At 31.7% G+C, this 13,411-nt stretch carries 10 protein-coding genes; 8 read left to right on the top strand and 2 right to left on the bottom strand.

The features are described 5' to 3' along the window. Positions 1-92: 92 nt before the first annotated feature. The 6 genes from map (at position 93) to pruA (ending at position 8,300) form a co-directional block, all read left to right on the top strand. Positions 93-911: a type I methionyl aminopeptidase gene (map, locus tag ACHRVL_RS20790; RefSeq protein WP_089054952.1), complete on the top strand. Its 819-nt coding sequence runs from the start codon at positions 93-95 to the stop codon at positions 909-911. A 19-nt stretch (positions 912-930) separates the two neighbouring features. Further along, complete coding sequence (locus ACHRVL_RS20785; RefSeq protein WP_395415257.1) at positions 931-1,704, top strand: class I SAM-dependent methyltransferase; 774 nt, start codon at positions 931-933, stop codon at positions 1,702-1,704. 113 nt (positions 1,705-1,817) lie between these two features. Then, entirely contained in the window at positions 1,818-4,718 is a 2,901-nt protein-coding gene (locus ACHRVL_RS20780) for a DEAD/DEAH box helicase (protein ID WP_395415255.1), read from the top strand. Between the two features lie 74 nt (positions 4,719-4,792). Further along, a complete protein-coding gene (locus ACHRVL_RS20775; RefSeq protein ID WP_395415254.1) occupies positions 4,793-6,052 on the top strand; it encodes a DUF5103 domain-containing protein in 1,260 nt (419 codons plus the stop codon). Positions 6,053-6,131: 79 nt separating this feature from the next. Beyond that, complete coding sequence (gene apaG / locus ACHRVL_RS20770; RefSeq protein WP_008467225.1) at positions 6,132-6,518, top strand: Co2+/Mg2+ efflux protein ApaG; 387 nt, start codon at positions 6,132-6,134, stop codon at positions 6,516-6,518. 156 nt (positions 6,519-6,674) lie between these two features. Further along, positions 6,675-8,300 (top strand): L-glutamate gamma-semialdehyde dehydrogenase, encoded by a 1,626-nt coding sequence (pruA, locus tag ACHRVL_RS20765; RefSeq protein ID WP_395415252.1) that lies wholly within the window; start codon positions 6,675-6,677, stop codon positions 8,298-8,300. Between the two features lie 104 nt (positions 8,301-8,404). Here pruA and ACHRVL_RS20760 read toward each other — a convergent pair whose 3' ends face one another. Continuing rightward, complete coding sequence (locus tag ACHRVL_RS20760; RefSeq protein WP_395415251.1) at positions 8,405-9,493, bottom strand: hypothetical protein; 1,089 nt, start codon at positions 9,491-9,493, stop codon at positions 8,405-8,407. Between the two features lie 302 nt (positions 9,494-9,795). On the opposite strand from ACHRVL_RS20760, the gene ACHRVL_RS20755 reads away from it, so the two are divergent. Both ACHRVL_RS20755 and ACHRVL_RS20750 read left to right on the top strand, forming a co-directional pair. Beyond that, positions 9,796-10,848: a sensor histidine kinase gene (locus tag ACHRVL_RS20755; protein WP_395415249.1), complete on the top strand. Its 1,053-nt coding sequence runs from the start codon at positions 9,796-9,798 to the stop codon at positions 10,846-10,848. Between the two features lie 67 nt (positions 10,849-10,915). Beyond that, complete coding sequence (locus ACHRVL_RS20750; RefSeq protein WP_395415247.1) at positions 10,916-11,614, top strand: LytR/AlgR family response regulator transcription factor; 699 nt, start codon at positions 10,916-10,918, stop codon at positions 11,612-11,614. Positions 11,615-11,660: 46 nt separating this feature from the next. Here the strand turns inward: ACHRVL_RS20750 and ACHRVL_RS20745 are convergent, their stop codons facing one another. Continuing rightward, positions 11,661-13,403, bottom strand: a complete 1,743-nt coding sequence (locus ACHRVL_RS20745) for a CocE/NonD family hydrolase (protein ID WP_395415246.1) — start codon at positions 13,401-13,403, stop codon at positions 11,661-11,663. Positions 13,404-13,411 lie beyond the last annotated feature (8 nt).

Raw genomic sequence — 13,411 nt, 5'->3', positions numbered from 1 at the left:
ATTCACACAATACAATTAGTGTAAATTCGTGAAATTCGTGGCGAAAAAAATAATATAAAATTGTACTTTTGCGAACTGAAAATGGGAAAAATATGATTATCCAAAAAACTAGAGAAGAAATTGAATTAATGCGCGAAAGTGCTTTGATCGTATCAAAAACATTAGGAATGATTGCTTCTGAGATAAAAGAAGGAGTTACAACATTATATCTTGACAAATTAGCCGAAGAATTTATCCGTGATCACGGTGCAGTTCCAAGCTTTTTAGGATTATATGATTTTCCTAATTCACTTTGTATGAGTCCAAATTCTCAGGTTGTTCACGGAATTCCGAATAACACTCCTCTAAAAAGCGGTGATGTAATCTCGGTAGATTGTGGGGCATTTAAAAATGGATATCACGGAGATCACGCCTATAGTTTCGAAATTGGAGAAGTTGCACCTGAAGTTAAAAAACTTTTGCAGGTGACAAAAGAATCTCTTTACGTTGGAATTAGAGAATTTAAAGCAGGAAATCGTGTTGAAGATGTTGGAAATGCGATTCAAAAATATACAGAAGCACATGGTTACGGAGTTGTTCGTGAACTAGTTGGACATGGTGTTGGGCAAAAAATGCACGAAGAGCCAGAAATGCCAAACTACGGAAAACGCGGTCGTGGAAAACTATTTGTTGAAGGAATGGTGGTTGCAATTGAACCAATGATCAATCTTGGGACTAAAAACATTAAACAACATAAAGACGGCTGGACAATTACAACTGCAGACGGAAAAGCCAGTGCACATTTCGAGCATGACGTGGCACTAGTTGATGGTAAACCTGAATTATTATCTACTTTCCAATACATCTACAAAGCTTTAGGAATCGAAAGCAACGAAGAAGACGAATTTAGAAAAGTGCCATTAGTACTATAATACAACCCTAATCAAACCTGTGAAAAAACTTTTCAAATTAGTTTTAAATACTATTCCAAGACCTATATTAATTCGTTTAAGTTACGTGGCACGTCCTATTTTAGCTTTATCGCTGAAAGGAACTAAATTTACTGATCCTATTGATGGGAAAAGTTTCAAATCGTTTTTGCCTTATGGATATGGAAAACAGCGTAATAATGTACTTTCGCCAAGCACACTTTCGTTAGAAAGACACCGTTTGCTTTGGCTATACTTAAATGATCAAACTGATTTTTTTACAGCACCTAAAAAAGTACTTCATTTTGCTCCAGAACAAGCTTTCTATAAACTATTCCGCAAACAGAAAAATCTTGATTATACAACAACCGATTTGTTTTCGCCTTTGGCAGATGTAAAAGCAGATATTTGTAATTTGCCTTTTAAAGACAGCGAATACGATGTGATTTTATGCAATCATGTTTTAGAACACATTCCAGACGACACAAAAGCAATGCAGGAATTATTTAGAGTTTTAAAACCGGGCGGAATGGCTATTCTTCAAATTCCACAGGATTTAAACCGTGAAGTTACATTTGCTGATGATTCCATTACAGATCAAAAAGAACGTGCTAGAATTTTTGGACAATACGATCATGTTCGCATTTACGGACGTGATTATTTCGACAAATTAAGAAGTATTGGTTTTATTGTAATTGAAGAAGATTACACCAATAAAATTGCACCAGAACTGGTAGAAAAATATTGTTTAGCAAAAGGAGAAATCATCCCGCTTTGCTTCAAACCAGAAAATTAATTTTTTCTCCCCATATAAGTGACACAAATTCATTTAAAAAGTTTTCAAAATAGCAATAATTTGAAAACTTTTTAATTTTATACGCCTTACCAAATCAAACCAAATCTTAAATCTTGGAACCTGCAAAATCATATCAATTTTGTTTTGACATCAGTTTTGAAAAAAACCTAAACACTCACATCCCGACCGCATATATTATTGAGAACACTGATGAAATCAAATACTTAAACAAAAAGGCAAGCACTGAAGTCCTTGAAAGTTTTGGAATCGCATTTGAAAGCTTAGATTCTAATACAAAAAAAATATTGACTGCCTGCGAATCTTTAAAATTGGAGTTCATTTTTAAAAAATTCAGCGCAAAAGTAAAATCGGCGAAAACCATTGCTGATTTGCAAAAAGATTCCAAAATTGATTTTGCCATTCGTCAGTATTTAAATTTTAACCTAAGTTCGTTTTATAGTCTAATTGTAAAAGAACAATTTCCGCTGTCTATTGACATTGGACCTGAAAAGGATTTTTATCGTTCCAGAGTTGATGTAAATCCGATGCATTTTGAACCGCTGATTCAGTTCAACAAACATTCTGAAGGAATCACTTATACCCTTTCTTTAAAAGAAAACGAAACTATTTTTCTGCCGATGAACAGTAAAATTGATATTCTTTTAAATGAACCGGGCTGGCTGATTATCAATAAAAAATTAGGACAGCTGAAAGATCTAAACACTAAAAAACTACAGCCTTTTTTAACTAAAAAATCTATAGAAATACCTTCAAAACTAGTCGATAATTTTTTCAAGAATTTCATTCCTGAAATCGCTAAAAAAATCGACATAGAAGCAACAGGTTTTGAAGTTGAAAATCGTGACAAGATTATTTCCTGCACGATTCAACCTGTTTATGATTTCTTTAAAAACTGTTATTACCTCAACCTTTATTTTGACTACAACGGTTATACATTTGATGCAGGCAAAACAAAAAAAACACATTCGTTTGTAGATTTCAACGCTGCAGACGAACCTAAAATTATTCAGTTTAAACGAAGTTCTGATGAAACTTTATATAGAGAAAAACTGCTTGAACTTGGTTTAATAAAAGTCAAAAACGAATTATTTGGATTAAATGCTGCAGTAGAAACTCCAGATCCTTATCTCAATATTCAATTTATTATTGATCATAAAGAAGAACTTGAAAGTTTGGGCTTTACAATTGAAAATCTAAAACTGGAAAGCAAAGAAGTTATTACCGAAAACCATTCCGTTTTAACGTCAAAGGAAACTGCTGGAGATTGGTTTGATATCAAAATAATCATCAAAATTGGGACGTATACAATCAATTTTAGTGAAATTATTCCCAATATAAAAAGCAAAGAAAGACTTTTTTTACTGCCTGACGGAAACTATTTCTTGATTCCATTAGAATGGTTCAGCAAATACAGTTCGCTGGCAAAATTAGCCAAAACAGAAAATGGAAATCTGCTTTTGCGCAAAAGCAATTTTGCGGCCTTAGACACGATTACAGAAATCAAAAACGAAGTTATTCAAAAAGCTGAATATACCTCTTCTGAGTTACTGAAAGCAACTTTGAGACCTTATCAAATTGATGGTGTAAAATGGCTTTTAGGTCATCACAACTCCAATTTGGGCGCTTGTCTTGCGGATGATATGGGACTTGGAAAAACTTTGCAAACTCTCGCAGTTCTTGTTGCTGTTCAGGAACAATTAGGTTTTACAACAAAAACCACAAATTTTGATTTGTTTGCCAATGAAACTACTATCGAAAGAGAGCCTCTTAAAGCTTTAATTGTTTTACCTTCTTCATTGGTTTTTAACTGGTACAACGAATCTGCAAAATTTACTCCGCACTTCACAAAAATGCAATATGTGGGTAATGACCGAAAACAATTAGTGAGCAGACTAGCTTCAACTGATTTAATTTTTACGAGTTACAGCATCGTACATCGTGATATTTCGATTTTAGAAAAATACGACTTCCGTTATTTGATTTTGGACGAAAGTCAATATATAAAAAACAAAGATTCTAAGATTTTTAAAGCTATAAATAAAATTGACACGGCTCATAAAATCGCTTTGAGCGGTACTCCAATAGAAAACTCGCTTGACGATTTATGGTCGCAGATGCAATTTATAAATCCAGATATTTTGGGCAGTTACAATTTCTTTGCTGCCAATTTTAAAATTCCGATTGAAAAAAAACAAGATGAAAATATTCTGTCTGAACTAAAAAATCTTGTTCAGCCTTATATCTTAAGAAGAACCAAAGAACAGGTTTTAAAAGATTTACCTGAATTGTCGGAGCAGATTTATTACTGTAATATGGATCCTGAACAGGAGAAATTATACGAAAAAGAAAAATCAAAAGCGCGTAATTTTTTACTTAAAACTGATGGCTCTAGTCCTGACAAAATCAGCATTATCAATACGTTAATGAAGCTGCGACAATTAAGTAATCATCCGAAAATGATAGATCAGAATTCAGAAATCGATTCTGGAAAATATATTGCCGTAACAAATTATTTAGAAACTTTAGTAAAAGGTAAACAAAAAGCGATCATTTTTAGTTCATTTGTTACGAATCTAAGTTTCTACACTGATTGGTGTAAGGAAAATAAAATAGAGTATTGCGAAATTACAGGCGAAACTCCTGCTCATAAAAGAGAACAACAGGTAAAACTGTTTCAGGAAAAAGAAAATCCTTTGTTGTTTTTTATTTCACTTAAAGCCGGCGGCGTTGGATTGAATATTACCAAAGCTTCTTATGTTTTGTTTTTAGATCCGTGGTGGAATCCTTTTGCAGAGAAACAAGGAGTTGGCCGCGCGCATCGAATTGGACAGCTTAACAAAGTCAATGTTATACGATTTATTTCGAAAAATACGGTTGAGGAAAAAATAATCAAGCTGCAGGAAAACAAAAAACTGCTGTCTGATTCGCTTTTAGAAGAAAGTTATATTAATGACGAAATTGAAGCTAATTTAGAGTACATTTTAAATTCTTAATACGTTAAACCAATAAAACAGTCTATTTTTCGTTACATAAAATTGTTATATTTACAATCTTACAACGTAATAAGATGCCAAAATTTTTATATACAAGCTTATTTTTTATTCTAATTTTCACTTTGGCGAAAGCCCAAAATGTTCAGAAAGAAATTGATCCTCCTTATAATATCAAAACTGTTTCGTTTGTACAAAATGGCGGTAATGTAGTTCCTATTTTTGAATTAGGATCTACATTTGAATTTCAGTTTGATGATTTATTTGGAAATGAAGCTAATTATTACTTCGAAATTACCCATTGCGATTACAATTGGATTCCGTCAGACATTCCAAAAACTGACTTCTTACGTGGTTTTGATGGTCAGCGAATAACTGATTATTCTAATTCTTTTAATACGCTTCAAATATATTCGCATTATAGACTTCCGTTTCCAAATCAGTTTACTACGCAGCTGCGAATTTCTGGAAACTACATTTTAAAAATTTTAAATGAAGATAAAGAAGTTGTACTTGCGAGAAAATTTATTTTATTTGAAAACCATTGTACCGTTGCAGCTCAGGTAAAAAGAAGCCGTAACCTCAGCAATATTGATTTTAAACAGAATCTTGATTTTGCAATAGTTTCAAATGATATTACTTTTCAAACGCCGACACAAAATGTAAAAGTTCTTTTACTCCAAAACGGAAATTTCAACACTGGAATAAAAAATGTTCCACCACAATATACAATTGGAAATCAACTTGTTTACAAATACGATGCTGAAACTCAGTTTTGGGGTGGGAATGAATTTTTGTATTTTGAAAACAAAGATATTCGCGCTGCCAATAATAATGTTGGAAAAGTAGGAACCAGCAACGATGTTTATAATTCTTATCTGTACACAAATCGTGCTCGAGGGAATCAAATCTATACTTTATATCAAGACGTTAACGGTAATTTTGTCGTTAAGAACATAAACGGATCAAATAACGATATTGAGGCTGATTATGCATGGGTTTACTTTTCGCTTTCGGCTCCTGCTTTTAGACTTAATAAAGATATTTATATAACAGGAATGTTTAATAATTATAGTTTATCGCCAGAATACAAAATGGATTATAATACTGAAAAAGGTATCTATGAAAAGGCTGTAATGATAAAACAAGGTTTTACTAATTTTCAATATACGGTAGCTGATAAAAAAGGAAACATCGATAATGAAAATGCTATTGACGGTAATTTTTATCAAACAGAAAATGAATATACGATTTTGGTTTACTATAAAGAAAGCATAGATCGTTATCAAAGAGTTATAGGAAAAGGAAATGCAAACTCAATAAATATCGTAAATTAAAACCTTGTTAAGGTTTTAGGACAAAAGATTTTTTTTTGTAGATTTGCATATATAATATACACATATTTACTACGTTAGTATGGTTTCTCAAATTACAAGAGGCATAAAAATATCTGTTTTGACTAGTTTTGAAGGAACTTACTTCAAAAACTACAAAATTCACTTTGCTTTTAGTTACGTAGTTACAATTGAAAATCATAGTAAAGATTCTGTTCAGTTAACTTCTCGTCACTGGGAAATTTTTGACTCTCTAAATGATTTAGAAGTTGTTGACGGAGAAGGTGTAATTGGTAAAAAACCAGTTTTAAAACCGGGAGAAAATCACACTTATAGTTCAGGTTGTTTATTATCATCGCCATATGGCGCTATGAAAGGTCATTTTAATATGATCAATTTTACTACTACAAAAACATTTAAAGTAATTGTTCCTACTTTTAGAATGTGCGCTCCTTTTGCTTTAAACTAAATCATAGTTTAAAGACTATCTTCTTTTTATCGTTATCTAAATCATAATTTTATCAAATTATTAATTTATCCTTTGTACTTTTGTGCGACGTTAGATTATTCGTAACAATCAAATCATCTAACCTGTAAATTGTCTAATTATCTAATTTTAAATAACATGCTAAAAGGATTCTTTCATGTACCAAAAGCGGTAAACGAACCCGTAAAAGGCTACGCACCTAACTCTCCAGAAAAAGCAGCTGTTCAGGCGGCTTACACTACAATGTGGAACTCTCAAATTGATGTTCCTTTATATATTGGAAGTGAAGAAATCAAAACTGGAAATACTAGAAACATTACAGCACCGCATGATCACAAACACATCGTTGGAAAGTATCATTTAGCTGAAAAACAACATATCGAAAAAGCTATTGCAAATGCTCTTGAATCAAGAACAGCATGGGCAAACATGGCATGGGAACAACGTGCTGCTATTTTCTTAAAAGCTGCTGAATTAATCGCTGGTCCTTACAGAGCACGTATTAATGCTGCAACTATGATTGGTCAATCTAAAAATATTCACCAAGCTGAAATCGATGCTTCTTGTGAATTAATTGACTTTTTGCGTTACAACGTAGAGTTCATGACTCAAATTTATAACGATCAGCCAAAATCAGATTCTTCTGTTTGGAACCGTTTAGAATACAGACCTCTTGAAGGTTTTGTTTACGCAATTACTCCTTTTAACTTTACTGCTATTGCTGCAAACCTTCCTGCAAGTGCTGCAATGATGGGTAACGTTGTGGTTTGGAAACCAAGCGACAGTCAAGTATTCTCTACAAAAATTATTCTTGAAGTTTTCAAAGAAGCTGGTGTTCCTGACGGCGTTATCAACGTAGTTTTCGGAGATGCTTTAATGATTACTGATACTGTATTAGCAAGCCGCGATTTTGCAGGTGTTCACTTTACAGGTTCAACTCACGTATTTAAAGATATTTGGGCAAAAATTGGTGCAAACATCCATAATTACAAAACTTACCCAAGAATCGTTGGAGAAACTGGCGGTAAAGATTTTATCATTGCACATCCAAGCGCAAACGTAAAACAAGTAGTTACTGGAATTACTCGTGGAGCATTTGAATTTCAAGGACAAAAATGTTCTGCAGCTTCAAGAGCTTATATTCCGCAAAGTTTATGGCCGGCTGTAAAAGAACAATTAATTGCTGATGTAAAATCTATGAAAATGGGTTCTCCAGAAGATTTCGGAAACTTTATTACTGCAGTTATCCACGAAGGTTCTTTTGATAAATTAGCTAGTTATATCGACCAAGCTAAAAAAGATGCTGACGCTGAAATTATCGTTGGTGGTAATTACGATAAATCTGTTGGATACTTTATTGAGCCAACGGTTATTGTAACTACAAACCCAAAATATACAACAATGGAAACCGAATTATTCGGACCAGTTATCACGATCTATGTTTACGAAGATGCTAAATGGGAAGAAACTTTAGAATTAGTTGATACTACTTCTGAATACGCTTTAACTGGAGCAGTTTTCAGCCAAGATCGTTACGCAATTGAAGTAGCCACTACTAAATTGCAAAATGCTGCTGGTAACTTCTACATCAACGACAAACCAACTGGAGCAGTTGTAGGAATGCAGCCTTTTGGTGGAGCAAGAGCTTCTGGAACTAACGATAAAGCAGGTTCTGCATTGAACTTATTGCGTTGGGCTTCTCCTAGAACTATCAAAGAAACTTTTGTAACTCCAGAAGATTACAGATACCCTTTCTTAGGTTAATCTGATTTAGAGTTCAGATTTTAGATTATAAAAAAGCCGAATCTTTTCATTAAGATTCGGCTTCTTTATTTGTTTAAATTTTGTTTTTCAACATAATTTCACCTTTAATTCCCTAAATCAAAACTTGAAATAGTATGAAAGGCATCCGCTTCTTTATTTTTTTCTCCTGGGAAAGTATCGTAATTAACAACCAATAATTTTCCTTTATAAATAATAGTTTCACATGGGTTATCTAATTTCCCATCAGCACCATCGGCGGCGTCATTTTCCCAAATTAAAGAAATTGTGTTCGTGTTTAAATTGAGTTGATGCACACTGTTATTCTCATAATTGGCAATAAAAATAGAGTTTCTTTTTTCATCATAAAAAAAGCCGTCGCAACATTTTAATTTATCCGAATCAAAAACAACTTTTTGAGATTTTACTTTTCCATCGTTATAGAATTCTAATTTAGTTATTACTCCATCACCAAAATTTCCTGCATATAAATTTCCTTTTTTATCAAAAGCAATTCCATCAATACCAATTGTATTTTTAGTGACTTCGGGTTTTAAGGTAAAAGTTGCAATCAGGTAATCTTTTTTATTTGATGAATCCAAAACAATATTTTTCTTGTTTAATTGATCTAACGAAAAACTATAAATTCCGCTTTCTCTTCTATTTTCAAATAAAGCATCTGTTATATAAATTCTATTTTTTGACCATCTTACAGCTTCTCCAAAATTAAACCCTTCAACTAAGACCTCGGCTTTCAACGGTTTTCCTTCTTTTACAATAATTCTAATCAATCTGGAAAAATTCTCTTTTCCAGCAAAAAACTGATTATCCATTACATATAAATTACCGTCAGGACCAAACTCCATTCCCATAGGATGTACTTTTTTTGTTATAGGATGTAATGGCAATTTATCAAACCAAGTTATCGGCCTATCATTTTTATCAAAAGTTAGAATTTTACTCCCATATTTTTCAAATGAAATTGGATTTGTAATCGATAAAAACAAATTACCTTTTTTATCCAAAGCCATACCATCAGGTGTTTGACAGGTCTCTCCCAAATCAGCAAATAAAGTTGGCTTTATTACTTTAGAACTCTTACTATATGTAATTTCTTGATTGCTTGCTTGTGAAAATAAATTCGAGGCATTGAATAAAATTAGAATCCCAATCGCCATTTTAATTACTTTTTTCATTTGTTTTAGTTTTACTTGTTTCTTGGTTAAAAGGTTTTTATTTTAATGCATTACTTAAAATTACTGCTAGCAGAATAATAAATTTGATCATTGTTTCTATTTTTAGACGAATATAATCGTAGTGTAGATATCTAATTTCACTTACAAATGAAAAGCCTGCTTCAGCATTCAAATAATCGATTTTTGATAAATATTGAATTCGTATGCTCAAACCCTCATTTTAAACGCAAAAACGTATTATTCACACCTTTAAACAAAGCTTTTTTCTATATTTTATTATCTTGCTCTCAATTAAATATCTTATGAATTTTATCAAACAAATAGATCTTAAAAGAGTTGCTCTTCATTGCTTATACTGGGTTTTCTTCTTGTTTTTTTATGTTACAAATAAATCTGATGACACCAGTACTTATGATTTTACGTTTGTATATACTTGGAAAATTCTAGCGCAGGCAGCTGCCGGCTACGGATTAATTTACTGGATCATTCCTCAGACGCTTAATAAAAAAAAATACCTGCTTTTTATAGTTTCTGCTTTAAGCTGGCTCTATATTGTTTTTGCTTTTTTGATGATTCTTAAATATTATTATCTAGAACCAAAATTTCCAGGTTTTTTTAATGATTGGCTTGGACATAAAATGGACATTCCTCAAAGATTAACTTCTGTAAAATTGATAGTAAGAGAGTTTTCTTTTATCACTTATCCGATTATTATTTTAGGTTTTATTAGTTTCAACAGAAAACAACAGCGTATTTTAAAACTCGAAGAAGAGAAGAAATCAATGGAATTAAAGGTGTTGAAAAATCAACTAAACCCTCATTTCCTATTTAATACCTTAAACAACTTATACACTTTAACACTAAAAAAAGATGACAAAGCACCCGAAGTAATTGCTAAACTATCTGAAATTCTAGACTTTGTATTATATCGATGTAATGACAATTATGTTTCTATCGAAAAAGAAATTGCTTTAATTGAGAATTATATTGCTTTGGAAAAACTTCGCTACAGCGAAAACAGATTAGATATTTTGTTTACCAAAGACATTCAAGAAAGTAATAAAATTTCTCCTTTAATTATATTAACTTTTATCGAAAATGCTTTTAAACACGGTGTAATTAATGAAACAGAAAAAGCCTCAATTCGGTTAAAACTAGAAAGCAAAAATCAGCAGATTATTTTTAGTATTGAGAATACAAAACCCAAAAACGATTTTGCCGCAATTTCAGACAAGTCAAAAATAGGCTTAATAAATGTTCGTAAACAACTTAATTTGTTGTATCCCAAAAAACATAAAATAGAAATCAGAGAAACGCAAACACACTATACTGCAAAACTCTGCCTTACTCTTTAATTTAGCTTATTGTGTAAAAGTACTAATAGAGAAACTATAAAAAAGTGATTGAACTAAATTCAAAAAAATGAAACATAAATGTATTATAGTTGACGATGAACCTTTAGCAAGAGAATTAATCGCTTCACATCTAGCAAATTTCGAAAACTTTGAACTAATTGATTCTTTCGAAAATGCACTGAAAGCCTACACTTTCTTAGAAAACAATGCTGTCGATCTTATTTTTTTAGATATAGAAATGCCTTTATTAAAAGGAAATGATTTTTTAAAGAAATTAAAGAATCCTCCAAAAGTAATTTTCACTACTGCATATCGAGAATATGCGTTAGAAGGATATGAACTAAATGTAATTGACTATCTCTTAAAACCAATTACTTTTGATCGTTTTTTTGCTTCAATTGAAAAATTCAGGCAATTACAAACTCTTAAAAAAGAGAGTAATTCAACGACTGAAAATTATATTTTTGTTACAAGCGGCAATAAAAATATTAAAATTATTCTGGATGAAATATTATTTATTGAAAGCCTCAAAGATTACATAACAATACATCTCGAAAATGGCAGGTCGTATCACATCAAACAAAATATTTCTGTTTTTGAAAAGTTATTAAATCCAGATTTTGTTCGTGTTCACCGCTCATTCATTATTCATGCAAAAAAATTAACCTCTTATTCTAAAAATGAAATTGAAATAAATTCCGTCGAAATTCCAATTGGGAATAGCTACAAAGAAAACTGGTTAATTCACTTAAATACAATCACGTAACAAAAATCCGAATCTTTTTATCGAGATTCGGATTTTTGTTTTTTCTTTACTTCCAAATTGGAATTTTCACAAAGCTGTCATTATACCATTTAACTTTTAATGGTTCTTTTGTATCTTCAATTGTTTCATCGCTGACTTCTTTTCCTGTTCCATAATTTAATTGAGAAAACGGATTTTTATTAACATTGATAACTACCAGCAAACGACTTCCTTTACTTAATTGTTTGCTTACCAAATGCGTATTTGAAAAAGGAATTGATTCAATTTCATTTGGTTTCAGTAAATTTCTTTTAGCAATATCTTTAGTATAACTCGCACGTCCTAAAAAGTATGAAAGATGAAAATATTCCCCATTTGGCATTACTTCATATAAAGTAACTCCTACATCCATATCTTTCTTATTGATACTGGCTTTTATTTCGCCAAAAAAAGAACCATTAATCAAGATCGGTTCTTTCAACGGTTCGCTTACAAAAACAAAGCCATTTGCTGTATCGATTTCTTTTCTGATAATAGGATCTGGATAATACTCATTATTTTGAACTTGTCGGTCCGCAAAATCAACTTCTTGGTACAGGTACTTTTTTTGAGCTGCTTTTTTATCTTTCAAAGAATAAAACTTTCCTCTTTTACTATCTGACAAATACAATTTAAGAAAACCATTAGCCATCTTATCAAGAGAGGGAGCGCTTCGCCATTCATTTGCCCCCATTATTTCATAGTTAATCTTGTCTTTAAGTATTTCTGGTTTTTCACCATTTTTCAAAATGTAATCAAACCATTGGTAGGTTATTTTTTTAATATTGATTATCGACACTGGATCAACTTTGTAATCATACAATTCTTTTTCACCTCCAACCTGAGTCCCAAAATGATCGTAAGGTCCAATAACCACATAGACTGGGTTTTTGGGATTGTATTTTTGAAGTTCTCTTACATAATATAAGCTTGAATTTTGAGAATCATTATAATAACCATCAAATACTAATACGGGAATATTTATTTGTGCAAAATCATTTTTATAGGGTGCCATTTTTTGCCAATATTCATCAAATGAAGGATGCTTGATCCACCGTTGAAAAAGTCGATTGGGACTTCCATCTAGACTGTCTAGTTTTTTGTAAGCTTCGCCCGTTTCCCACCATTTCCATTGCATTTTTCTAAAACGCTGTCTGTCATTTCCCGCAATTGTATCCAAATATTTATTATTACCAACATAAAATGACCATTCATAATTAGGATTTATAAATACATTGTTTTCCATTGGCAAACCCATTCCAGGTCTATTAGCAACATACGGAACTATCGTCTTAAGTGCTGGATGCATTTTTTTACAAGCAGCCCATTGTGTAAATCCGTTATAACTGCCACCATACATTCCTACGCTTCCGTTGCACCATTTTTGCTTGCTGATCCAATCAATAATATCATAAGCATCATTACCGTCATTTTCATAAGGAAGTATGTCACTTTGACTAAATCGCTTTCCCCTTGTATAAGCAATTACACCTACATAGCCATTATCAACAGCTTCTTTTAAAGATTTAATGTCTCTACCTTTATCTCTAACATAAATCGTAAATTGAAATAGTACTGGTTTTGGAATAAGAGCTTCTTTTTTTCTCACTATTATTGCCGATATAAAAGCGCCATCTCGTGTTTTAATCATCACACTATCTTGAATATCATAAGCACTTTTTAAATCTTCAGATTTTATTCTGTCAGTTTGTTGCGAAAATGTATTTGATACTATTAAAATAAGAAATACAAAATTTAAAATTGTTTTCATTGAATAGC

This window comes from Flavobacterium sp. FlaQc-28, from assembly GCF_044007415.1.
Lineage (GTDB): Bacteria > Bacteroidota > Bacteroidia > Flavobacteriales > Flavobacteriaceae > Flavobacterium.
Note: the sequence above shows the minus strand (reverse complement) of the source record. Positions and strands in the feature narration are given on the sequence as shown.